Annotated in this window: 24 protein-coding genes; 14 read left to right on the forward strand and 10 right to left on the reverse strand. The window is 58.7% G+C overall.

Annotated elements, in window-relative coordinates:
- The first annotated feature begins 33 nt into the window (after nt 1–33).
- Genes ACR0J2_RS21280 through ACR0J2_RS21295 form a run of 4 tightly spaced genes read left to right on the forward strand, consistent with a single transcriptional unit; the run spans nt 34 to nt 4,877 of the window.
- Nucleotides 34–981 carry an ABC transporter permease gene (locus ACR0J2_RS21280; protein ID WP_170612937.1) on the forward strand — a complete coding sequence of 316 codons (948 nt, stop codon included), beginning with the start codon at nt 34–36 and terminating at the stop codon, nt 979–981.
- Nucleotides 978–1,793: an ABC transporter permease gene (locus ACR0J2_RS21285; RefSeq protein WP_480813764.1), complete on the forward strand. Its 816-nt coding sequence runs from the start codon at nt 978–980 to the stop codon at nt 1,791–1,793. The genes ACR0J2_RS21280 and ACR0J2_RS21285 overlap by 4 nt, the downstream gene beginning before the upstream one ends.
- Entirely contained in the window at nt 1,790–3,388 is a 1,599-nt protein-coding gene (locus ACR0J2_RS21290; RefSeq protein ID WP_480813765.1) for an ABC transporter ATP-binding protein, read from the forward strand. Before ACR0J2_RS21285 ends, ACR0J2_RS21290 begins: the two co-directional genes overlap by 4 nt.
- A gap of 34 nt (nt 3,389–3,422) precedes the next feature.
- Nucleotides 3,423–4,877 (forward strand): aldehyde dehydrogenase family protein, encoded by a 1,455-nt coding sequence (locus tag ACR0J2_RS21295; RefSeq protein ID WP_480813766.1) that lies wholly within the window; start codon nt 3,423–3,425, stop codon nt 4,875–4,877.
- A gap of 1 nt (nt 4,878) precedes the next feature.
- On the opposite strand, the gene pncB is transcribed toward ACR0J2_RS21295, so the two are convergent.
- Nucleotides 4,879–6,171 carry a nicotinate phosphoribosyltransferase gene (gene pncB / locus ACR0J2_RS21300; protein ID WP_480813767.1) on the reverse strand — a complete coding sequence of 431 codons (1,293 nt, stop codon included), beginning with the start codon at nt 6,169–6,171 and terminating at the stop codon, nt 4,879–4,881.
- Between the two features lie 164 nt (nt 6,172–6,335).
- Here pncB and ACR0J2_RS21305 point away from each other — a divergent pair, with 164 nt between their 5' ends.
- Nucleotides 6,336–6,893 (forward strand): hypothetical protein, encoded by a 558-nt coding sequence (locus ACR0J2_RS21305; protein WP_480813768.1) that lies wholly within the window; start codon nt 6,336–6,338, stop codon nt 6,891–6,893.
- On the opposite strand, the gene pncA is transcribed toward ACR0J2_RS21305, so the two are convergent.
- Complete coding sequence (gene pncA, locus ACR0J2_RS21310) at nt 6,890–7,483, reverse strand: bifunctional nicotinamidase/pyrazinamidase (protein WP_480813769.1); 594 nt, start codon at nt 7,481–7,483, stop codon at nt 6,890–6,892. The two genes, ACR0J2_RS21305 and pncA, sit on opposite strands and share 4 nt — an antisense overlap.
- A 96-nt stretch (nt 7,484–7,579) precedes the next feature.
- Here pncA and trhO point away from each other — a divergent pair, with 96 nt between their 5' ends.
- Both trhO and ACR0J2_RS21320 read left to right on the forward strand, forming a co-directional pair.
- Entirely contained in the window at nt 7,580–8,485 is a 906-nt protein-coding gene (gene trhO, locus ACR0J2_RS21315) for an oxygen-dependent tRNA uridine(34) hydroxylase TrhO (protein ID WP_480813770.1), read from the forward strand.
- A 41-nt stretch (nt 8,486–8,526) separates the two neighbouring features.
- Entirely contained in the window at nt 8,527–9,069 is a 543-nt protein-coding gene (locus tag ACR0J2_RS21320) for an ion channel (protein WP_480813771.1), read from the forward strand.
- A gap of 25 nt (nt 9,070–9,094) precedes the next feature.
- On the opposite strand, the gene ACR0J2_RS21325 is transcribed toward ACR0J2_RS21320, so the two are convergent.
- The 6 genes from ACR0J2_RS21325 to ACR0J2_RS21350 all read right to left on the reverse strand — a co-directional run bounded on the left by ACR0J2_RS21325 (nt 9,095) and on the right by ACR0J2_RS21350 (nt 14,606).
- The gene (locus tag ACR0J2_RS21325; protein WP_480813772.1) at nt 9,095–9,622 is read right to left on the reverse strand and encodes a hypothetical protein; all 528 of its coding nucleotides are present in this window, start codon (nt 9,620–9,622) and stop codon (nt 9,095–9,097) included.
- 299 nt (nt 9,623–9,921) lie between these two features.
- Complete coding sequence (locus ACR0J2_RS21330; protein ID WP_480813773.1) at nt 9,922–12,060, reverse strand: hypothetical protein; 2,139 nt, start codon at nt 12,058–12,060, stop codon at nt 9,922–9,924.
- The gene (motA, locus tag ACR0J2_RS21335; RefSeq protein ID WP_480813774.1) at nt 12,057–12,926 is read right to left on the reverse strand and encodes a flagellar motor stator protein MotA; all 870 of its coding nucleotides are present in this window, start codon (nt 12,924–12,926) and stop codon (nt 12,057–12,059) included. The genes ACR0J2_RS21330 and motA overlap by 4 nt, the downstream gene beginning before the upstream one ends.
- 46 nt (nt 12,927–12,972) lie before the next feature.
- Nucleotides 12,973–13,557 carry a MotE family protein gene (locus ACR0J2_RS21340; RefSeq protein WP_170679946.1) on the reverse strand — a complete coding sequence of 195 codons (585 nt, stop codon included), beginning with the start codon at nt 13,555–13,557 and terminating at the stop codon, nt 12,973–12,975.
- Nucleotides 13,554–14,072, reverse strand: a complete 519-nt coding sequence (locus ACR0J2_RS21345) for a hypothetical protein (protein ID WP_480813775.1) — start codon at nt 14,070–14,072, stop codon at nt 13,554–13,556. Before ACR0J2_RS21345 ends, ACR0J2_RS21340 begins: the two co-directional genes overlap by 4 nt.
- Nucleotides 14,073–14,081: 9 nt before the next feature.
- Nucleotides 14,082–14,606 (reverse strand): flagellar basal body-associated FliL family protein, encoded by a 525-nt coding sequence (locus tag ACR0J2_RS21350; protein WP_480813776.1) that lies wholly within the window; start codon nt 14,604–14,606, stop codon nt 14,082–14,084.
- Between the two features lie 86 nt (nt 14,607–14,692).
- Between ACR0J2_RS21350 and fliF the strand changes: the two genes are divergently transcribed.
- From fliF to fliP, 4 genes are read left to right on the forward strand one after another with little or no spacing between them, the layout of a single operon-like run.
- Nucleotides 14,693–16,288, forward strand: coding sequence for a flagellar basal-body MS-ring/collar protein FliF (gene fliF / locus ACR0J2_RS21355; protein WP_480813777.1), 1,596 nt, complete (start codon nt 14,693–14,695; stop codon nt 16,286–16,288).
- A complete protein-coding gene (locus tag ACR0J2_RS21360) occupies nt 16,288–16,884 on the forward strand; it encodes a FliH/SctL family protein (RefSeq protein ID WP_480813778.1) in 597 nt (198 codons plus the stop codon). Before fliF ends, ACR0J2_RS21360 begins: the two co-directional genes overlap by 1 nt.
- Nucleotides 16,877–17,164, forward strand: a complete 288-nt coding sequence (locus ACR0J2_RS21365) for a FliM/FliN family flagellar motor C-terminal domain-containing protein (protein WP_170807038.1) — start codon at nt 16,877–16,879, stop codon at nt 17,162–17,164. The genes ACR0J2_RS21360 and ACR0J2_RS21365 overlap by 8 nt, the downstream gene beginning before the upstream one ends.
- Nucleotides 17,164–17,895 carry a flagellar type III secretion system pore protein FliP gene (gene fliP, locus ACR0J2_RS21370; protein WP_480813779.1) on the forward strand — a complete coding sequence of 244 codons (732 nt, stop codon included), beginning with the start codon at nt 17,164–17,166 and terminating at the stop codon, nt 17,893–17,895. The genes ACR0J2_RS21365 and fliP overlap by 1 nt, the downstream gene beginning before the upstream one ends.
- A gap of 9 nt (nt 17,896–17,904) precedes the next feature.
- Here the strand turns inward: fliP and ACR0J2_RS21375 are convergent, their stop codons facing one another.
- Nucleotides 17,905–19,356: a sensor histidine kinase gene (locus tag ACR0J2_RS21375; protein WP_480813780.1), complete on the reverse strand. Its 1,452-nt coding sequence runs from the start codon at nt 19,354–19,356 to the stop codon at nt 17,905–17,907.
- Nucleotides 19,353–20,090 carry a response regulator transcription factor gene (locus ACR0J2_RS21380; RefSeq protein WP_321249810.1) on the reverse strand — a complete coding sequence of 246 codons (738 nt, stop codon included), beginning with the start codon at nt 20,088–20,090 and terminating at the stop codon, nt 19,353–19,355. The genes ACR0J2_RS21375 and ACR0J2_RS21380 overlap by 4 nt, the downstream gene beginning before the upstream one ends.
- Before the next feature lie 218 nt (nt 20,091–20,308).
- Here ACR0J2_RS21380 and ACR0J2_RS21385 point away from each other — a divergent pair, with 218 nt between their 5' ends.
- The 3 genes from ACR0J2_RS21385 to ACR0J2_RS21395 are packed head-to-tail and all read left to right on the forward strand — an operon-like array spanning nt 20,309 to nt 23,375.
- Complete coding sequence (locus ACR0J2_RS21385) at nt 20,309–21,553, forward strand: ABC transporter substrate-binding protein (protein WP_480813781.1); 1,245 nt, start codon at nt 20,309–20,311, stop codon at nt 21,551–21,553.
- 57 nt (nt 21,554–21,610) lie between these two features.
- Nucleotides 21,611–22,483: a carbohydrate ABC transporter permease gene (locus ACR0J2_RS21390; protein WP_480813782.1), complete on the forward strand. Its 873-nt coding sequence runs from the start codon at nt 21,611–21,613 to the stop codon at nt 22,481–22,483.
- Nucleotides 22,476–23,375, forward strand: a complete 900-nt coding sequence (locus ACR0J2_RS21395) for a carbohydrate ABC transporter permease (RefSeq protein ID WP_480813783.1) — start codon at nt 22,476–22,478, stop codon at nt 23,373–23,375. Before ACR0J2_RS21390 ends, ACR0J2_RS21395 begins: the two co-directional genes overlap by 8 nt.
- Nucleotides 23,376–23,378: the final 3 nt, after the last annotated feature.

Here is a 23,378-nt window from a genome sequence, read left to right on the forward strand (position 1 = left end):
ACCCGTGCGGTATGCGCCCCTAACGTGGTCCTGATGCTGCGCTATGCCCTCAAACGTCTGATTTCTTTGCTGATCAGCCTCGCCGTCGCCTCGGTCGTCATCTTCGCGGTGATCGAAGTCGCGCCGGGTGATCCGGCCTCTTTCATGCTGGGCGTGAATGCACAGCCCGATACTTTGGCGGCGCTGCGGGCTGAACTTGGGCTGGATGGGACCAAGCTGCAACGGTATCTGAACTGGGTCGGCGGCATGTTGGTGGGGGATTTCGGCACGTCCTACACGTATCGCACACCTGTTTCCCAGATGATCGCGGATCGTCTTTGGGTGTCGCTCCCCCTCGCGCTCTATGCGTTGACGTTGTCTACCCTGATCGCCTTTCCCGCCGGGATCTACGCAGCATCCCGCCGTGGCAAGCCGGGTGATCTGGCGGTGATGGGTGCCACGCAGCTGGGCATCGCGGTGCCGAATTTCTGGTTTGCGATGATGCTGGTGCTGATCTTCGCCATCAATCTGCGCTGGTTCAATGCGGGAGGGTTTGCAGGATGGAAGGATGGCCTTTGGACCGGTCTGCATTCCTTGACCCTGCCTGCAATTGCGCTGGCCTTGCCGCAGGCGGCGATTCTGGCGCGTGTGATGCGGTCGGCCCTTCTGGACATTCTGGGCGAGGATTTCATGCGCACTGCCCGGGCCAAGGGGCTGACCCGCCGCCGGGCGCTGTGGCGGCATGGGGTTAGAAACGCGCTGATCCCGGTATTGACCATCATCGGGCTGCAGTTTTCCTTCCTTCTGGCCGGCTCGATCATCATCGAGCAAGTGTTCTATCTGCCCGGCCTCGGGCGACTGGTGTTTCAGGCCATCTCGGCGCGCGACCTGATCGTAGTGGAATCCGTGGTCATGCTGCTGGTCTTCGCCGTCATCACCGTCAATTTCCTGGTCGACCTGGCCTACGCCGCCGTTGATCCAAGGTTAAGGAGCCGGACATGAGCCGAAACCTGATCCTCGGCACTGCGCTATCCTCGCTGGTTCTGCTGGCGGCCCTTTTGTCATTTGTCTGGACGCCCTACGACCACGCCACGCTGAACATCCCCGGCAAGTTGCAGACACCGGACCCAATGCACTGGTTCGGAACCGACCATTTCGGGCGCGACATGTTTTCGATGATCATGGTCGGTGCGCGCACGTCGATTGCCGTGGCGCTGGTGGCTGTCGGCATCGGCATGGTGCTGGGCGTGCCCTTGGGACTGGCGGCGGCCGCCCGCAAAGGATCCTGGCTGGACGAGGTGATCATGCGCGGCAACGATCTGGTCTTTGCCTTCCCTTCGCTGGTTATTGCCATCCTGATCACCGCTGTTTTTGGTGCCGGTGCGATCAACGCGATCATCGCCATCGGGATCTTCAACATCCCGGTCTTCGCCCGAATTACCCGCGGCGCGGCTCTGTCGCTGTGGGAGCGGGAGTTTATTCTTGCCGCCCGTGTCTCGGGCAAGGGCGCGGCGCGGATATCGATCGAACATATCCTGCCCAACGTCGCCAATCTGCTGATCGTGCAGGGCACGATCCAGTTCAGCCTTGGCATCCTGGCCGAGGCGGGCCTGTCCTATGTCGGTCTGGGTGCGCAACCGCCCACGCCAAGCTGGGGACGGATGCTGGCGGATGCGCAGACGATGGTCAGTTTTGCCCCGCATTTGGCTCTGATTCCGGGGGTGGCGATCATCGTCACGGTTCTGGGGCTGAACCTGCTGGGCGATGGTCTGCGCGACTTTCTGGATCCACGTATTCGGGTGGCCCGCACATGAGCCTGCTGCAAATCGAAAACCTGTCATTGTCGATTCATGGCGCGCCGATCCTCAGGCAAGTCGGCCTGACAATTGATCCCGGACAGATCGTGGCCGTAACCGGTGAAAGCGGATCCGGCAAATCCATGACCGCGCTGGCCGTGATGCAGTTGTTGCCGAACGGAGCGGTGGCCAACGGCACCATTCAGCTGGACGGACAGGATCTGATGCAGCGGTCCGAGAGCCAAATGTGCGCCCTGCGTGGCGCGGCCATCGGCATGGTGTTCCAGGAACCGATGACTGCGCTCAACCCGGTCATGACGATCGGTGATCAGGTGACGGAAACGATTCTGATCCACAAGGCGATGTCACCCGCCAAAGCCCGTGAGCAAACGCGCGAGGTTCTGACCCGCGTCGGCCTGCCGCCCGACAGGTTTCCGCCGTCGCGCTATCCGCACGAACTATCTGGCGGTCAGCGTCAGCGCGTTGTGATCGCTATGGCCATCGCCTTGCGACCTCGGCTTCTGATCGCCGATGAACCGACCACCGCACTGGATGTCACCACGCAGGCACAGATTCTGGACCTTTTGAAGGGGCTGGTTCGCGAATACGGCATGGGATTGCTGATGATCACCCATGACCTGGCGGTTGTCGCCGACATGGCGGACCAGATTATTGTCATGCGCCACGGCGAAGTGGTGGAAAGGGGTGCAACGAACGATCTGCTGCGGAACACGCAGCACCCCTATACCCGTATGTTGTTCGAAGCCTCGGACCATCAGGTCACACTTCCCGATCCCGTTCGACCGGGCCCGCTGCTGGAGGTGACAAATGTCGTTCGTGACTACCGTTTGCCCCGCAGGCGGTTATTCGAAACACCTGCTCGCCACCGCGCGGTGGATGACGTCAGCTTTACCCTTAGCCGGGGTGAGCGCCTTGGTCTGGTCGGAGAGTCTGGTTGTGGAAAATCGACACTAACACGGGCAATTCTAGGGCTTGAAGATGTTCAGGGTGGGCAGGTTCTGTTGAACGGGCAGCCTGTTTTTGCGGCCCACAAGCCCAATCTTGCGGTGCGCCGTAACATTCAGGTGGTGTTTCAGGACCCCTTTGGCAGTTTCAACCCACGCCATCGTGTCGGGCGGCTGATCACCGAGCCGTTTCATCTGCTGGACACCCCGCCGACGGGATCAGAGCGGCAGGACAGGATTTCCGAGATGCTGACGGCTGTTGGCCTCAGCCCCGGTGACGCCGGAAAGTACATACATGAATTCTCGGGTGGGCAGCGTCAGCGGATCGCTATCGCCCGTGCGCTGATCATTCGACCGGAACTGATCCTGTTTGACGAAGCGGTCTCGGCGCTGGATGTATCGGTTCGGGCGCAAATCCTTGACCTGCTGGCCGAGCTTTGTGCGACCTATGATCTGACCTATCTGTTCATAAGCCACGATCTGAGCGTCGTTCGCACGATCACGGATCGGGTCATGGTGATGCAATCCGGACGAATTGTTGAACAGGGTGAGACTGAAGCCGTCTTCAGCAATCCTCAGCATCCTTATACACAAAAGCTGATTTCCGCTGCGCCAAAGCTGCCGGATTACAATCGAGGTGCCGCGTAAACTGCCTTGTTAGAGCCTGAATTGGAGACATTGAATGACTGATCAGATCTGGTTTGACCCAACTCGGTGTCTGATAGCAGGCGAGTGGATATTACCGATTAGCGGCGGCACCTTGCCCCTGACCAATCCTTCGGACGGAACAGAAATCTGCCGGATTGCGCGCGGTACGAAGCAGGATATCGATGCTGCTGTTGGCGCGGCCCGGTCCGCTTCGAATGGAGCGTGGGGCCGAATGACGGCGCTGGACCGAGGGCGTATTCTGACCCGCTTGGGGCAACTGGTTCTGGAAAAGGTCGAAGACCTTGCCGCTCTCGAGGCGATGGATGTTGGTAAACCTCTGACCCAGGCTCGCGCAGATGCAGTTGCGTTGGCGCGCTATTGCGAGTTCTACGGTGGCGCAGCAGACAAGGTCACGGGCCAGACGATTCCGTATCTGGACGGCTATACTGTCTACACGCTGCGCGAGCCGCACGGGGTTACCGGCCATATCGTGCCCTGGAACTACCCGATGCAGATCATTGGCCGGTCTGTGGGCGCCGCGTTGGCGATGGGCAATGCCTGTGTTCTGAAACCCGCAGAAGAGGCATGCCTGACCGCGCTGGCTTTTGCGCATCTGGCGATTGAAGCCGGCTTGCCGCCCGGTGCACTGAACGTCGTGCCCGGGCTTGGGGCCGAGGCCGGAGCGGCGCTGTCGGCACATCCGGATGTCGACCACATCTCATTTACCGGATCCGTTGCCACGGGCGCATTGGTGCAGCAGGCGGCGGGGCGCAACGTGGTGCCGGTGACGCTGGAACTGGGCGGAAAGTCCCCTCAACTGGTGTTTGACGATGCCGATCTGGATGCTGCGCTGCCGTTTCTGGTGAACGCAGGTATTCAGAATGCCGGCCAGACCTGTTCCGCCTCGTCTCGCATATTGGTGCAGCGCGGTATTTACGATCAGGTCCGATCGCGCATGGCCCAAGCTTATGAACAGTTGTCTGTCGGACCGGCGATGCAGGATTTGCGGGTCGGCCCGTTGATTTCGGACCGGCAAAAGCAGATCGTGACCGGGTTTCTTGAAAAAGGTTCCGATCTGAAAATCGCGGCACAGGGGCGGATCGCTGAGGGTGCGCCGGAAAGCGGCGCTTATGTTCGCCCGACCCTATTCTCGGACGTGCCGCCGGATCACGTCCTGGCCCGGGACGAGATATTTGGCCCGGTACAGGTTCTGATCCTTTTCGACACCGAGGAGCAGGCTCTAAATATAGCAAACAGCACCGATTATGGTCTGGTTGCCAGCATCTGGACCCGCGACGGGGCGCGGCAGATGCGGCTGGCGAAACAACTGCGTTCGGGACAGGTGTTCATCAACAATTACGGTGCAGGTGGCGGGGTCGAATTACCCTTTGGCGGGGTGGGAAAATCCGGTCACGGACGCGAAAAAGGGTTCGAGGCGCTGTACGGGTTTTCGCAACTGAAAACGGTGGCGGCTTTCCACGGGCGATGATCTAGACGATCACTTCGATCGCCTTTTGCGCGCCAACTCCGAACACGCGCTTGTAGCGTTCGATCTGATCCGCCGGACCCATAGCCTTTTCGGGATTGTCCGATAGCTTCACTGTCGGTCGGCCATTGGCAGAAACTGCCTTGCACACCAGCGAAAACGGCGCCAGCGCATCATCTGGCACGAGCCCCCGGAAATCATTTGTCAACAGGGTCCCCCAACCGAAGGACACGTTGACCCGTTCCGCAAACTGGCCGTGCAATTCCTGAATTTTTGCAACATCCAGCCCGTCTGAAAAAATGATACGTTTCTGGCGCGGATCCTCGCCGCGGGATTTCCACCAGTCGATGGCAATCTCGGCACCGGCGGCCGGATCGCCGCTGTCGATACGAATGCCGGTCCATCCGGCCAGCCAGTCGGGCGCGCTGTCCAGAAACCCCTTGGTGCCATAGGTATCGGGCAGGATAATCCGCAGGTTGCCGTCATGTTCCTCGTGCCAGTCGCTCAGGACGTCATAAGGCGCCTGGGCCAGGTCCGCGTCGCTATCGGCCAGTGCGGAATAAACCATGGGCAGTTCATGGGCATTGGTGCCGATGGCCTCGACCTCGCGTCGCATCGCGATCAGGCAGTTCGACGTTCCGGTGAACGAACTGCCCAGCCCTTCGATCATCGCTTGAACGCACCAGTCCTGCCACAGGAAGGAATGACGCCGGCGGGTTCCGAAGTCGGCGATCCCCAAGCCGCCAATACCGCGCAGTTGTTCGATCTTTTCCCAGACCCGGGTCATCGCACGGGCATATAGTACCTGCAGTTCGAACCGGCGCATGTCATTCAGAACCGCGCGCGACCGCAGTTCCATCAACACCGCCAGCGCCGGGATTTCCCACAGCATGACCTCGTGCCATTTGCCCTCAAAGGTCAGCTCGTACTGATCGCCTTTGCGTTCCAGGTGATAGGGCGGCAGGCGCAGGTTTTCGAACCATTCCATGAAATCCGACCGGAACATCTGCCGCTTTCCGTAGAAAGTATTGCCGCGCAGCCATGTGCTTTCGCCGCGGCTGAGGCTGAGCGAGCGGATATGATCCAGTTGCTCGCGCAGTTCGCCTTCATCGATGAGTTTCGCCAGCGGAATGTGATTCGACCGGTTGATCAGCGAAAAAACGACGTCCGTTTGGGGCTTATTTCGAAACACTGACTGGCACATCAGAAGTTTGTAGAAGTCCGTGTCGATCAAAGACCGGACAATCGGGTCGATCTTCCATTTGTGATTGTACACGCGTGTCGCAATATCGACCATGTGGAACTCCTGCGATTTCCATTGTTAGATCAATCGGAACGATGAATGGCAAGAGTCGCCCAATTGGTGACAATGACAAGGTCCAGTCACATTGCGGGCAAATTGTGTGTGCTTTTCACGGGTTAGTGAAAAGAGGGGATGGACATGTGAGTTGAGTTTAGTGAATGGGTCTCGAGTACGACTTTGATATTGTAACGATTGCACAGGACGAAGTGGAGCCAGCTCAGGCGGACACAGAAGCTTCGCAAAATGGGAAGACGCGGGCCCGAGCCTTGTTCCGCGACTTTCAGACGGCAGAAGCCCTGCGCGACACGTCACCGAATATCCGCAAGATGTTTGTGGATGCCGGGTTCGATTTTGAAACCCGGAACAGCAGTTTGCCCAATGGTATCTACCGGGCAGAAGACGAGGATTTGCGAAACCTCGTCATCCAGCGCCTTTTTGCCAATATCAAGGCCACGGGCCTGGCGGGCGAGTATTGTGGTGAATTTGATTTGTGGGCGTTTCTGAACGGCATCAAAACCGCCCGCCCACAAGGGAAACGCCGCCGAAAACCACCAATACAGTTGCTGCCCTACATTCAGCCTGAACCGGACAGCGCACCGCAACCGGTGCCGCCCAAACGGCGGACGCTGCCCTGGCGCGTTGGAATCGCGCTGGGTCTGGCTGTGCTGTTGATTGTCTTGCTCAGATTTCTGGCAGCAGCCGGCGCGACGCCTTAGATCAGGGTGACGCCGGCCTTCTGCATCGCGTTTTCCGCCGCCTTCAAGGATCCGTCCAGATCAATGGCGCGACAGGCCGCCATCCGGACAGTCACGTCAAATCCCAGACGCGCCGCGTCAAGTGCTGAAAACTGAACACAAAAATCAGTGGCCAACCCGACAAGCGTCAGTTTGGTTATGCCTCGGGTGTTCAGATACCCCTCCAGGCCGGTGGGTGTCGTCTGGTCGTTCTCAAAAAAGGCCGAATAGCTGTCGACGGCAGGGCGAAATCCTTTGCGAATGATCAAATCCGCGTCGGTTCTGAGCGCCGCATGAAACGCGCTGCCCTGGCTGCCCTGAATGCAATGATCCGGCCACAAAACCTGGGAGCCATAAGGCATTTCGACCGATTCAAATGGGTTCCGGCCGGGATGCGAACTTGCAAATGATGAATGCCCCTCCGGGTGCCAGTCCTGGGTCAGAATGACCGCGTCGAAATCGTCCATCATGTCATTTATTGGGACAACCACTTCGTCGCCGCCGGGAACAGCCAGCGCGCCGCCGGGGCAGAAATCGTTCTGAACATCGATCACGATCAGGGCATGAGTCATGCTGACCTCCTTTCGTCGATCTATCGGTAGGCGGGCAGATGGGGGGCGTCAATCCGTTCTCTTGCGACTCTGCGCGGGTGGTATTAGATCGCGCGCATGTACACAATCGCCGCTCTCTATCACTTTACCCGATTCGCCGATCACGCCGCACTGCGTGAGCCATTGCTGGAACTGTGTCAGGCGCAGTCCGTCAAAGGAATCCTGCTGCTGGCGCAAGAAGGGATCAATGGCACAATTGCAGGCCCGCGATCCGGGATCGATGCTGTTCTGGCCCATATCCGCGCCCTTCCGGGTTGCGCCGATCTGGAATGGAAAGAGGCTTCGTCGGATCACCCGCCCTTTGGCCGGATGAAAGTGCGCCTGAAGAAAGAGATCGTGACAATGGGGCAGCCGGATGTCGATCCGCAGGCCCGCGTCGGTCACTATGTCGAACCTGAAGACTGGAACGACCTGATCCGCTCGGATGACGTTGTACTGATCGATACGCGAAACGACTATGAGGTGGCGATCGGCACTTTTGAGGGCGCAATAGACCCTAAAACAGCCAGCTTTCGCGATTTTCCGGATTGGTGGGAGGCGAATAAGGACCGTTTCCACACCAAACGTGTCGCCATGTTCTGCACTGGTGGTATCCGATGCGAAAAATCCACCAACTACCTGCTGGGACAGGGGGTCGACGATGTCTATCACCTGAAAGGTGGGATTCTGCGGTATCTCGAAGAGGTTCCGGCCGAAGACAGCACCTGGCAGGGGGAATGTTTTGTGTTCGACAACCGTGTCTCAGTCGGGCACGGGTTGGTCGAAGGGCCGCATAATCTGTGTCATGGCTGCCGGCGCCCGATTCTGCCGGATGACACGAAGCGGCCAGAATACGAGCATGGCGTTTCATGCCATCATTGCATCAATGAGACCTCGGAGGCGGACAAGATGCGCTTTCGCGAACGGCAGAAACAGATTGCACTGGCCCGCGCCCGTGGGGACGCGCATTTGGGCGTGAACTGATCGCCACGCGTTAAGGGTTGTCGATTTCCGCCGGAATGCGGATGATCGCGCATACGCAACTGTCCGGAACACCCATGTCGACCGAACCAAGAACGCTAGAAGAATGGAAATCGACTTTGGCCGCCGCCTTCGGGCTGGTTCTGGTCAGCTTTCTGGCCTGGTACGCTCTTTCCCGCCTCAACGAGACCACGGCAGGGAACACAATTGGCGCGATTGCTTCGGGCGCGCTGGTGCTGTGGCTGATCTCGCAGACCTGGTACTACATGACTCAGGTCACGTCTCCCCGGCGTCAGCTGTTGTTGATGGGAATATCGTTCATTCAGGTGGTGCCGTTTCTGTTCGCTGCGGTTTACGGCGCGTTCGGCTATTATGACCTGTGTGTTGTCGGCGCAAAAGGTCCGGCCGATGTTCTGTATTTCTCATATGTGACTTTCACGACTGTTGGGTTTGGAGATCTGAAGCCCGCCGGTCTGTGCCGCGGCCTGGCAGTGGCCGAAGCGATCACCGGCTACATTCTGCTGGGCCTGTTCGTGGCCGCGGCAGTTGGGCTGTATGGGCGCGAACACAACAGGCATCCACACTGACCCCTGAATACCCTCGCAACAGAGTCTATTTGTTGCTGTCAATCCACTGCGACATGCGTTGCTTGTCGCGAAAGCACTCGGAAGGGATAGGCCGGCGTTTGCTGCGTGAAATACGTTCGGCAAAGGCCACCTGCTTGCCAGTCGGGTAATTGGCGAAGGGTGAAGGATCGTTAGGTTTGTGTGCCGAAATCCAGTCCGACATTGATTTTCGGTCTCGCTGCGCCTCAACTGGAATTTCCAGAGCAGACTTTTCCGCAATGGCACGGGCATAGCGCATCTGCCGGTCCGTCACCGGCAGCATGTGATAGTCGTTGCTGGGCGCATCAAACCAGCTTTGGCGGGCAGCGTTGGTCATAGCTCGAAAACCTCCGTTCCACATGAGAACAAATATAGAACATTTTAGGAACTTTTCAAGATTTCTGCTGACCGGCTTCTGATTGAGCCGATATTTGTCCAGCCTGTCCCCTCGCCATGCGAGCAATTTGGTGCGCTTTTTCGCGTCCAATGGAAATGAAGGAACGATTCGGTGTGAATTCAACCCATGCTCGGTCACGTCGCCGATAGTGGCAGGTTGAACGGCGACAATGCGCGCAAATTGTATTGTGCCCGGATCGGCCTGCTTTTGATCAGTCTGCTAAGTGAAATTAGATCGAAGCTTAATGCTTCTCGAAACCTTAGACTCTGTACATCAAGATCAATCGACCGAGAAAGCGCTGCCGAAAAGGTAAGGAGAGATTAAGCCCGGAAAGACTAAAGTTACCTTTCCCACAGCATTACAGTGCTGTTTGTGATCGAACAGTCGATGCGTCTATTCCCTCGAACCACTTATGCAATCGTGGGCAGTGGCTTTCGTTAGGGATCAAGCGCGGCAAGCAACTCGGCAATCTTTTGGCGCGTATCTTCACTATCTTTCAAAAGATATGCCGCATCTGCCAGCGGTTTGGCCGGGTTTCGTGCTGGTTGTTTTGCCAAAGCCCGCGTCGTTGCAGCAATCTTTGCGAACTGCCCGTTTTGATCTGCTGGTTGATCTGTCAGATTGGCCAGCCAGAAATATCTATCGGCTTCATTCAGCGTCCCAAGCTTCTTCGATAGTTCACCGGCTTTTACGAAATCTCCGACAGTACGGGCCACCTCAATCCGAAGAAGGTCGGCTTGAACGCTATCATCGTCGGCAAGCTCGAGCATGGCTTGATGAGGACGGCCGCCCAGCAAGGCCGCGCGAGCCCTCAGCCTTGCACGCTCCGACCGTTTGATACTGTCTTGCGGACGGCTGGCGAAGAAATGGGCCTTTGAAGCAAACCCGAGCGTCGCCAGCCGATCGGAAAGTGCGATGGCGGTTTCGGTGCTCAGATCCGACACGAAGTCATCCGCCAAGCCCAGGGTTCGGCGCAGGAATGTAATGTCATCCGAGCGTTCCGCCACCATCAACATAACCTGGTTCAGCGTTCCCGCCCTGCCTTCACTCGCAGGCAGGCTTTCGGCAAGATCCACCGCCGCATCGAACCGGTCACTCAGGCTCAGCGCCACTGCATGGGCTTGCATCATCATTGGCCCAATTTCGGATCTCCGGAACTCCAGCACATATGCTGCCGCCAGATCGACTTCCTGAGCCGAGACCGCACCCCTTTCCCCCCAGCGTTTTTCTACCAGTTGCGCCAGCGCCAGCGGGGCTTCCAGCACGGCATCCGGTGACGAGATGACTTCGTTTAGTAAAGCCTCTGTTTGCGGGTCATCCCCTTCAGCACTGGCAACCGCAGCTTTCGCGCGACTGACCTCAGGCCGGCTTTCGGGCTCAACACTGTCGATTGTCCGCAGGATCCGCCGCGCCGCCTCAAGTTTCTGGCCTTCCACCAGGATATTCGCCAGTGACGGGCCGAAGTGGCGCTGCAGATGGTCCGGCAGGCGCGGGAAAGCTTGTTCAATGGCCTCCAGATCAGCATCGGACCGTAGTGTCTCTTCACTTAACACCGACCACAACGCCGCGTCACTGGCGCACCCTTGAAGGTTTTCGAACGGGTTCGGTTCAGCGACTGTCTGATCGTCAATGATCCGGGCAATGGCCGCGATCCGGTCCCTATCGGAAGATTGCGAAGTGGTCAGATCCAGCACCTGTAAAGCCTCGATTCCGAAACCGTGGAAAGCGTATAGTCTTGCCAGTTTCATGACAGTTTCCGAATCCACACGATCAAACTCTTCAAAGAGTCCGACTCGTAGATCGGCTATCTGTTCGGAAAAGGAACGCCCATCTGACCAACTATCAAACCCGAATTCCGCGCGCGTCAGACAGGCCGGGCGCGATGGCACCGGTTGAATGTCCGGCACCGGAAAGCCCGGCAAGTCCTCCAGCACTGACGAAACCCGGAAGTTCGGCTCCAGGTCCGGCAAATCTTCCAAATCGTGGATCTCAGGCACCCGACGCGGTCCCTGACCGGCAAGGTTCAGGTCAAGGATGTCGCGATCCGCGCCTTGCACGAACCGCGTAGAAAGCCGTTCTTCTATTCTTTGCAATCCCTGTTCAAGAAGCGGCAGTGCAAATGGCTCTGGCGCCCGGTCAGACGCGGATTGTTCTTGCTCGGGACCTTGCGAGATGTCTGGCACGGACACCAACAATGGGCCAAGTGGTGGCAGGGCATCCACCGGGGCAATATCGATGACGATCATCGTCTCCTGATACAGAAAGGCGGACGCGGCACAGTCGCACCCGAATTCCATGTCCAATTCGGCACCAGACCGAGCCTGAGAAAGCGTGCTCAAACGGGTGCTTGAGAGTCGGGCAAAGACAGACCCTGTTTCGAACCTGACATCGTCAATGGCCACCTTCAGAAGCGCACCGTTCTTTTTCTGGGTCAAAGCCCACTCGGTTCCATGAGGCACCTGCGCGACAAGCCGCGTGTGCCCGTCATGTTCGCCGGATCGAACCGTGACGGATTGTGCCGCGGCACAATTGGCGACCACGAACAGAGAAATAGCGAGAAGAGCACCCCGGATCATGCCGCCGCCTGTTTGAGTTCCTTCAGCGCATCCTCCAGTTCGGCAAAGCCGGGGCGGTTGTGCGTTGGCGTGTTTTGTCGTCCGACTTCAATACACATTGCAGCGTTATGGTTGTGCAGGTTGGCAACCAGAACCTCTTTGATCAGTTGGTAGAAATGGTTGTCCTCCTCGACCACGGCTTTCAGTTTCCCCGCGAACGGGCCGACTAGGCCATAGGCAAGAAAGACACCCAGAAACGTGCCGACCAGGGCGCCGCCGATCAGCTTTCCCAGAACTTCGGGTGGCTGGTCGATCGATCCCATCGTCTTGATCACACCAAGAACCGCCGCGACAATTCCCAGCGCTGGCAGCCCGTCGGCCACGGTCTGCAACGCGTGGCTGGAATGCATGGCGTGGTGGAAATTGGCCTCCATCCGTTTTTCCAGCACTTCTTCCACCTGATGCGGATCGTCATAATTCATGGCCGCTGATCGCATCGTGTCACAGATAAGATCCACCGCTTCCTGGTCTGCCTGAATTTTCGGATATGCAGAAAACAGAGTAGAGTTTTCGGGTTCTTCGATATGCTGCTCAACCTCGACCGGGTTGGCTTTGGCCATGCGGATCAGGGAAAACAAAAGGCACAGCAGGTCGCGGTAATCCTGCGGTTTCCATTTGGGTCCCTTGAATACCTTTCCCATGTCTTTGGCGGTATGCTTGACCGCGCTCATGTCGTTGCTGATCAGAAATGCCCCAACAGCGGCTCCGCCAATCATCATCATTTCAAAAGGCAATGATTTCATAATGATAGCCATCTTGCCGCCAGCTGCGAGATAGCCGCCGAAAACCATGACGAAAATGACGATGATTCCTACAAGTCCGATCATCTGCGTTCTCCGGCAAAATGTGTTTTGGGTACGACCAATAGTTTCATCATTCTTCGGGGGCCGAAGCGTTGCGACCTGCCATCACGACGCTCACCGTGTAGGCGACCTCGGGCGGGAGCCCGGCAAGAATGCCGGCCGCAGCATCGGAAGGCATTCGGGCCAGAAAACCTGCAGAGAACACCGGGTCCATGGTTTCGAATAATGCGGCGGCGTCTTTCGGCTTCATGCTTTGGTACATGTCCGTAAGCTTGCTCAGATCGCTTTCGGCGGCCGTGTCGGCGATGGCCAAAGTGGCTCGCAGGTCCTGTTCCGCCTGCTGCAGGGCAATCAGGCGGGATTCGATGGCCTGATCTGCTATTTCCAAGGCCTTTTCCCTATTCAGAAGGGTGTTTTCACGTTGTACCAGCTGTTCTTCCCGGCGAAGCAGTTCGGTCAGCAGAACCTGAACATCCGGTGCCTTTTGAGAAGCAGGTTGCAGCAGTGGCTGAGACGGGTCGGCAGCCTTTGCAAGGGCGGGGCCGGCTTCCAGACCCAATCGGATCACAGCGGACCCGACCATCAGCAAGGAAATCACAGTCAATACTCCGCCACGAGACCGACCCCGCCTGCTTGGCGTTTTTCGTTGTTTCATGGCGTGGCCTCGCCTGATTTGCGGGCATGCCTGAAAAACATCAGACCTTCCGGCTGTCCCTTAGGCTGAGGTGCGACCTCGAAATCCTCGTGTTTCTCCGTATCCGGTTGCTTTGTGGGACCCTGTGGCGCCGGGGTCTCCGAATCCACCGCCGGTTCAATCGCGGAGTTTTCTGTCTCGGCTTCACCGGGCTCAGGGTCTTCCGGACCTGAGCCAACGTTGTCCTCGTCCGGGACAATGTCGTGCATTGAAGCCATCATCAGCTCGAGCCGCCCGGCTACGGACTCGGCACGCTGGGTCAGGTCTTTTAAAGCAACCCCGGACTGATCGGAGGCAGACCGGGCCGACTCAAGCGATCTTTTTAGCGCGTCCGCCTGCGAGGACAGAACCGCCACGGCACCACCGACACCCTGCTCCAGATCAGTGAATTTCCGGAGCCGCCGCGACAGTACAAAACAATACAGACCGGCGCCAAGCGCGCCTGCAACAAGCAAAATATCCGCAATCAGCTCCAATTTCGCCTCCTAATTCAGCACAAATTCCATCACCAGAACATCGCGGACGCGCCCTTTGCCCACGACAATTTCGATACGCCGCAGCAGGTGTCCACGAATGCGGATCAAAGCCAGCGAATCCTCCAAGTCTTCGACTTCGATCGCGCGGAGATAACCATTGAGAACGTCCATGATGCGGGGCTTCATCTTTTCGACATCACCGATGTAGGGTGCATTCACTTCAAGCTGGGCATGAAACCTCAGATGACGCGAATCGCCGACATCCACCGAAATGATCGCGGGTGGCAGGTCGACAAAGCCAATCTCGGGCACTGCTTCGGCAGAGATTTCAGCCGTTTCTTCATCGGATTCGGTACCGTTGCCAGCCAGCGGCAACAGGCCGGACGTTGCCAGAAAATAACCGCCGGCCGCACCCAGAACGGCCAAAACCGCCCCGACGATCAGGCCCGTTTTCCTCGGTTTTACCGGGGCTTCGCTTTCTTCAGCCGTTGCGTCAGCCATGGCGTCCTCATCCATCCGTTCGGCCACCGTCATAACCCCGCAGGGACTAACCGATTGTTAAGGGCAATCGTCCAAACAGAGGTTGCGCCGGGCAGAATGTCGGCGAGTCGGAGGTGAGAGTGCAGCAGATCAGAACTGTCTGGGCAAATTTGGACAGGCGTAGGCAAATTGTCGTCGCCGGTGCGGTGGTGCTGGTTTTTCTTGGGGTTCTTGCCATGTCCCGGCTGGTGACGGCACCGTCGATGACGTTGCTATATGCCGGGCTCGAAAGCGGGGCCGCTGGCGATATTGTCCGGGCCCTGGATCAGCGCGGGGTTGCATACGAAATTCGCGGCGGTTCGATTTATGTCCCCGGAACGCAGCGGGATGAACTGCGCATGACGCTCGCCAGCGAGGGGTTGCCTGCAAACGGCAACCGCGGGTACGAACTGCTCGACTCGCTTAGCGGGTTCGGCACCACGTCGCAGATGTTCGATGCCGCCTACTGGCGTGCCAAGGAAGGTGAGCTTGCCCGGACCATCGTCGGCAGTGCCTATGTCAGTCAGGCCCGTGTTCATATCGCAAACAGTTCTTCCAACCCGTTCAAGCGCAGCGCCGCGCCAACAGCATCGGTGTATCTGGTGCCTTCGGGTGGTCAGATTACGGCAGATCAGGCCCGTGCCATTCGCTTTCTGGTGTCGTCGGCGGTCAGTGGCCTGACCCCGGAAAACGTGGCGGTTATCGATTCAAACGGAGCGGTGATCGGCGCGCAGGAAAGTCAGGCCGCGGCAGACACGGCTGATGACAAGGCCCGAACCCTGCGCGAGCGGGTTTTGCGTCTGGTCGAGGCCCGCGTTGGCGCGGGAAACGCAGTGGTCGAAGTCAGTGTCGATACGGTGACACGGACCGAATCGATCCGCGAACGCCGCATCGACCCTGAAACGCGCGTGGCAATCAGCACGGATGTAGAAGAACGTTCGGACAGTGCGCGCAACCAGTCCTCGGATGTGACCGTCGCGTCGAACCTTCCGGATGGCGACGCGGCGGGCGGTGACGAATCTAACTCCACTGCGACCCAGACCCGGGAACGGGTGAATTACGAAGTGTCCGAGACCGAACTGGAAGTGCACAACGCCCCTGGGGCGGTCAAAAGACTGACAGTGGCAGTTCTCGTTAACGGTTCCAGGGAAGTGACGGATGAAGGGACGGAAAGCTTTGTGCCGTTGCCGCAGACCGAGCTGGACGCGCTTCGCGAGTTGGTCGCGTCTGCCGTTGGTTTCGACGCTGTGCGGGGCGACGTGATTACACTCAAATCGATGGATATGCCTTTGATAGAGCCGCAAGGAGTGCTGGTTTCCGGTTCTTTCTGGCCGAAACTCCATCTGGACGCCATGTCTCTGATTCAGATGGCGGTGCTGGCGATTGTCTCTCTGATCCTGGGGTTGTTTGTAATCCGCCCGATTCTGACAAAGCCGGTTGCGGCCACCGCGCTTTTGCCTGCGGACCGTAGGCCCGAGTCTGAGGACGCTCCGTTTCTTGTTGGTGAAATCGCGACGGCGGATGGGGTAGAGTTTGCGCAAATACCCAGTCAGGCGAAGCAGGCAGAGGTTCCCGCGCTGGGGTCGCCTGCCGGCGCTGACCCGGTTGACCGCTTGCGCGCAATGATCGGTGAAAAGCAGGAAGAAACAGTCGAAATTCTGCGCAGCTGGCTTGAAGAAGGTGAGGAGGCTGTGTGATGTCCATCGCCCATCTCCTTGAAGACTTCTCGGCACAGGCCAGTGGTGTTCAGGTTCATCTGCTGGACGAGGAGGCGCTGGAAGAGCATCGCCTTGCCGCATTTGAACACGGCTACAAGGCAGGTTGGGAGGATGCCCTGACCGCACAGGAACAAAGCCTTGATCGGACGTCCGCTGCGCTGGCCGCCTCGCTTGAAGACATGTCCTTCACCTATCACGAGGCGCTGAACCGGATGTCGCTGTCGCTTGAGCCGATGTTCGAGGGGCTCGTCCGTCTTGTTCTGCCGGAAACGCTGGAGCGGGGCTTTGGGACCCGTCTGGTGGAGCAGTTGTGCGAATTGGCTGGCGAGCAGATCGGTCAGCCCATGCAAATACTGGTTCCTGTGGGGCAGGGGAATGGTGTCGGCGCTCTTGTGCCGCCGGGTCTGAGCCCACCACCAAAAGTGATCGAGGATTCATCGTTGGAACCGGGGAAGGCGCGGCTGCAGGTTGGCATGTCGCAGCAGGAGGTGGATTGCAACGCCTTGCTGGCGTCGATTTCCAACGCATTCGACGCTTATCTGTTCGAGGCAAAAAAGGCACTGTCAAATGAGTGAGAATCAGACCCTAAATAAGGGAAAATCAAATCCGTTTGAAACCGTCCCGATCGAAGTGACGGTCTCGGTCGGTCGGGCGCGGCCATTGATCCGCGACCTGCTGGCGTTGGGCGAAAACGCGGTACTGACCCTGGACAAGCGTATCGAGGATCCCGTTGACCTGTATGTCGGCGACCAGCTGGTTGCGCGGGGGCTTCTGGAAGAATTGGAGGGCGATCAGGCCGGTCAACTGGCCGTGCGCCTGACCGAGATATCGGACCTTCAGCGCGGGATCGGCTGATGCGTCCGCTGGTCTGGCTTGCCTTGGCGCTGGCGCTGCTGACCCCGTCCTTGGCGGCGGCGCAGGATGTGACCTTGTCGCTGGGTGAGGGTGGGTCGATCTCGGCGCGCACAGTGCAGCTGATCCTGTTGATCACGGTGCTGAGTCTGGCGCCCGGACTGGCCATCATGATCACCTGCTTTCCGTTTCTGGTTACGGTTCTGGCCATATTGCGGCAGGGCATCGGCCTGCAGCAGTCACCGCCGAACATGTTGATTGTCAGCTTGGCCCTGTTCCTGACCTATTTCATCATGGAGCCGGTTTTCACCGAGGCCTGGGAAACCGGAATACGCCCGATGGTTGAAGAGACAATGGAAGTGGAACCGGCGCTGGAACGTGCGCTGGCTCCATTTCGCGCCTTCATGGCCGCTCGGCTTGATCCGGATACGTTTCACGCCATGGCGGCCCTGCGTCCGGGCGGCGACACGATTGCGCTGTCGCCGGACGCGCCGGTATCGGTTCTGATGCCGTCTTTCATGCTGTCGGAAATTGCGCGGGCCTTTCAGATCGGATTTCTGGTTTTCCTGCCGTTTCTGATCATTGATCTTGTGGTCGCAGCGGTTCTCATGTCGATGGGCATGATGATGGTTCCTCCGGCTACCGTGTCACTGCCGTTTAAACTGGCCTTTTTTGTCATCGCTGACGGGTGGTCCCTGATCGCAAGCGCGTTGGTGCGCAGTTACACGATCTGACAAGAACCACTACTGCCGCGTGATGTGCAGACGGGCACGCAATCCCTGTTCTCCGGCCTCGAAGCTAAGTGTCCCACCATGCTGTTCGGCGATGGTTGCGGCGATCGTCAGACCCAGACCATAGCCGTCAGAGGATCCGATATTCGAACCGCGCCGGAACGGTGCCATCAGTGCCTCGATATCCGCGGCGTTCAGGTCGGCGCCTTTGTCCTCGACCGTGATGGTGGCCGTCTGGGCATCTGTCGCAAGCTCGACCTCGGCCTGCCGCCCGTATTTCAGCGCATTGTCGATCAGGTTGGTCAATGCGCGTTTCAGCGAAATTGGCCGCCCGATAACCAGAATGCGCCGCGTTTCGGGCATGGAGCCATGGCCGCGGCGCGACATGAAAACCGAACGCCCGCCTTCGACCAGAACCGGGGCGGCCTGTTTCAGGGTGACGGGCCGGTCCATGTCCTGGTAATCGGCCACCACAGATTCAACCAGCGCCGTCAGCGAGATCTGGCGTGGTTCCTCGACACTGAGTTCGGACCGTGTCAATGTCAGGACGCTTTCGATCATTCCTGTCATCTGGTCCACGTCAGCCTCGAGTTTCTCGCGCAGGTCGCGGTCGGGGATCAGGGCAGCGCGCAACCGAACGCGTGTGGCCGGCGTGCCCAGATCGTGACTGACGCCAGACAAGACAATGGCGCGCTTTTCCAGCTGCGCCCGTTCCGCATCAAGATGGTCGTTCACGGCCTCGACGATTTCGCGCAGTTCGCCGGGGCCCTCGGTATCGTAGCTGTCCGGCCCGCCGCGCCGCTTTCGGTCGCGCAGTGCGTGTGAGAACCGAGTAAATGTGTCGCTGACATTCCCGACCGAGGTAAGAAGGATCGCCAACGCAACAACGGCCACCAGAATTGCAGGCAGTCGTAGATCAGCTGGTGCGGCACCGCAGCCCCAGACGTCGGTTCCGTCCACCATCTGCCACGCACTGCGCCCAAAGCGGGCGATCAGAACCGGTTCGCTGCAATAGGTCGCCAGCAGCCGGGTCAGGCTGCCCATCTTTTCCGGCCCAGTCTGATCACTGCCCGAGAGAATGTCCGAAACGGGGTAAACCAGGCGGTCCGACATGACGGCCAGGGTCAGTTCGCGCCCGCTCAGCGGGGCGGAACTGTCGGTGAAGATCGACAAGTTGGTGACAAAACTGCGATCCGACATGCCGGGCAGTTGTTCGAACCGGCCGACCTCGGCCAGGGCGGCGCTTGGCACGGGCAATCGGGTTATCGTGATGCCGGAGGGCGGGGTTTTGCCCACACGCAGGTCCTCATAGACCGCGAAGCCCGCAACTTGCGCCCGCGTCAGGAAGCCCTCCCACGCCTGCGCAGACGCAAACCAAAGCCCGGCTGAAACCAAACCGGCGGAAAACGCGGCGATTGTCCAAATCCAGCCCAGGCTGCGCAGACGCAACGCAGGCCTGTTCATGCGTCCTCTTCCACCGAAACGTCCGTGGCAAAGACATATCCCAGCCCCCGTTCGGTCCGCAGCATCTGCGGCTCTTTGGGATTGGCCTCGATCTTCGAACGCAGACGCCCCACCAGCATATCGATGGCGCGGCCCTGTGCCTCGCTCTTGTCGCCATCACCGGTGACGTCCAGCGCTGCGGCGATCTCGGCCCGGGTCAGCGGGATATGCGGATTGGCCAGCAACACCTTGAGCAATGCGCTTTCGCGCTGAGAAAGTGGCACCAGATAGCCCTCGGGCGAAAAAACCTCGTCCCGTTTGCCGTCATATACCCAGCCTGCAAAGCGAAAGGTCCGGGTGCGGCGGCGATAGGCCAGAGACGGCGTGCGCCGAGTCCGCTGCATCACGGCACGCACCCGCGCCAGCAGCAGATGCGGGTTGAAAGGCTTGGCGATATAGTCGTCCGCGCCCACCTCGTACCCGGCCATGCGCTGATGATCGGCAGACAAGGCGGACACGAATATGATCGGGACATCCTGTTCGCGCCGCAATCGGGCGCATATGTCCACGCCGTTCTCATCTCCCAGCATGACATCGAGCAGAATAAGGTCGATGCGCCCCGAGGACATGTGCGTGCGGATTTCCATGTCCGAACTGGCGGGAAGTGCGATGAACCCGTTCTGCTGCAGAAACTGGGTCATCATCGACCGCATTTCAGGGTCGTCATCCACCACCAACAAGCGCGAAATGGTCACGCTTCTCCTCCCTGTCACGGTTTCAGTCCCGCTCGCCAATTGTAACGAACGGCAACAGATTCAAGTCCAACGTAACAGGCTGTAACAAATGGTGGGAAAAATTCCACTATTGCCGGGATTTACCCCGGAAAATCATTGCCAGGCGGCCATCCGCTATTCGTAGTATCGCGCATCGCCGCCGGTCCGGTGGCTAAAAAAGTATCTGGGAGGATCCCTTTATGAAACGTTTTGCATTGTCCGCAGTTTCGACTCTGGCTGTGGTCGCAGGCACCTCGGTTATGGCCGAGCCGCAGGCCGAAGTTCTGCACTGGTGGACATCAGGCGGCGAGGCCAAATCGGTCGCCGTTCTGCAGGAAGAATTCGCCTCGAATGGCGGTACCTGGACTGACATGCCCGTTGCTGGCGGCGGCGGTGACGCGGCAATGACCGCGCTGCGGGCCCGTGTTCTGGCCGGCAACGCTCCGACCGCAGTTCAGTTGAAAGGCCCGGCAATTCAGGAATGGTACGAAGAAGGCGTTCTGGCCGACATCTCGAACGTGGCCGAGGCCGAAGGCTGGGCGGATGTCCTGCCCGCGTCGATCGCCGGTCACATGATGTGCGAAGGCACTTGGTGCGCCGCTCCTGTGAACGTCCACCGCATCGACTGGATCTGGGCCAACGCCGACGTTCTGGCTGCCAACGCCATCGAAATGCCCACCTCATGGGAAGAGTTCAACGCCGCAGCCGAGAAACTTCAGGCCGCCGGTGTGATCCCGCTGGCCCATGGTGGTCAGGCGTGGCAGGACGCGACCGTGTTCGAAGCGGTTGCTTTGGGTCTGGGTGGACCCGAGTTCTACCAGAAGGCTTTTGTTGATCTGGACCCTGAAACGCTGACCTCGGACACCATGGTTCAGGTCTTTGACCAGATGCGCACCCTGCGCGGGTTCGTGGATGAAAACTTCTCGGGCCGTGACTGGAACCTGGCCACCGCCATGGTGATGAATGGCGAAGCGGCGTTCCAGATCATGGGTGACTGGGCCAAGGGCGAATTCCTGGCGGCTGGCAAGAAGCCCGGCGAGGACTTCCTGTGCGCCTCGACCCCCGGCGACGGCTACCTGTACAACGTCGACAGCTTTGCCATGTTTGACGTGGAAGGTGACGACAAGCGCGCCGGCCAGGAACTGCTGGCCAAGCTGATCGTTGCGCCGAACTTCCAGGAAGTGTTCAACCTGAACAAAGGCTCGATCCCGGCCCGTACGGATGTTGCACTGGATGCGTTCGACATCTGCGCGCAAATTTCGGCCGAAGACATGGGCTCGACCTCGGCAGGCGGTTCGCTTCTGCCTTCTTACGCGCATGGTATGGCTCTGCGAGGTGCGCAGGCTGGTGCGATCACCGACGTTGTGACCGCGCATTTCAACTCGGATATGTCCTCGGCTGACGCGGTTCAGCAACTGGCGGACGCGGTGGCAAACAGCTACTGATCCAATACGCTCTGCCCCCTATACTGAGGGGCAGAGCATCTTTCCCCGGAGGAAAAAATGTCCGAATGGCTGGAAAACCACCTGCCCAAGGTGGTGCTGGCACCGTCGTTCATCGCCGTATTGATCTTTGTCTACGGCTTTATCGGATGGACCGCATGGGTGTCGCTGACCCGATCGAAACTACTGCCAAAATACGAGATCAAGGGCTTCATTCAATACGAACGCCTGTTCGACTCGCCCCGTTGGGATACGGCGATCAACAACCTTTATATCTTTGGCGCGCTGTTCATCGTAATCGCGATGATGCTGGGCCTGTTGCTGGCTATTCTGCTGGATCAGAAGATCCGCGTCGAAGGGGCCATTCGCACGATCTACCTGTACCCCATGGCGCTGTCGATGATTGTGACCGGTACCGCGTGGAAGTGGATCCTCAACCCGGGCCTGGGTATCGAGGCGATGGTGCAGGGCTGGGGCTTTCCGAAATTCGAATTCGACTGGCTGGTGAACCCGGATTACGCCATCTACACCATCGTCATTGCTGCGATCTGGCAGAGCTCGGGCTTTGTCATGGCGCTGTTCCTGGCCGGTTTGCGTTCGGTGGATGGTGAGATCATCAAGGCCGCGCAGGTCGATGGTATCCCCACATGGCGCATCTATACGGCAATCATTATCCCCTCGATGGCCCCGATCTTCCTGTCTGCCTTCATCGTGCTGGCGCACCTTGCGATCAAGAGCTTTGACCTTGTCATCGCCCTGACGGGTGGCGGTCCGGGCTACGCGACCGATCTGCCCGCAACCTACATGTACGCCATGGCGTTTTCGCGTGGCGATATCGGTCAGGCGGCTTCCTCTGCGATGATCATGATGCTGGTCGTCTTTGCCATCGTGGTTCCCTATCTTTACTCAGAGCTGAGGGCGAAAAATGACTGATCTGTCGATGCCCCAAACCCAAACCCGCATCCAAAGTGCCACCGGCAAGATTGCCCTGCGTTGGCTGCTTTATGTCCTTTTGGGACTGTTCGCGCTCTATTACCTGATGCCGCTTTTCGTGATGTTGACCACATCGTTGAAAAGCCTTGAGGAAATTCGCACGGGCAGCCTGATTTCCCTGCCGCGCGAGGTCAGCTTTGAGGCCTGGAAAACCGCGTGGTCCGGCGCCTGCACCGGTATCCAGTGCGAGGGCCTGCGGCCCTATTTCTGGAACTCGGTCCTGATCGCGGTGCCTGCCGTGGCCATCTCGACCCTGCTGGGCGCGCTGAATGGCTATGTCGTGGCGCAATGGCGGTTCAAAGGCGCGAACATCATCTTCTCGCTGATGCTGTTTGGCTGCTTCATCCCGTTCCAGGTTGTCCTGCTGCCGATGGCGCGCCTGTTGGGCATGATGGGGATTGCCGGGACCATTCCGGGCCTGATCTTTGTGCACGTGATCTACGGGCTGGGCTTCACCACGCTCTTCTTCCGCAACTACTATGTCACCATTCCGTCCGAACTGACCAAAGCGGCTCGGGTCGACGGTGCCGGGTTCCTGCGGATTTTCTGGTCGATCTTCCTGCCGCTTTCACTGCCCATTATCGTGGTGACCGTGATCTGGCAGTTCACCCAAATCTGGAACGACTTCCTGTTCGGCGTGTCATTCAGCCAGGCGGGTACACAGCCCGTGACCGTGGCGCTCAACAACATCGTAAACTCCACCACCGGCGTCAAAGAGTACAACGTCGACATGGCCGCCGCGATCATCGCGGGGCTGCCGACGCTGCTCGTCTATGTCGTTGCCGGTAAGTATTTCATCCGCGGTCTGACCGCCGGTTCTGTGAAGGGATAAGAC

The organism is Ruegeria sp. CG4 (assembly GCF_056537185.1).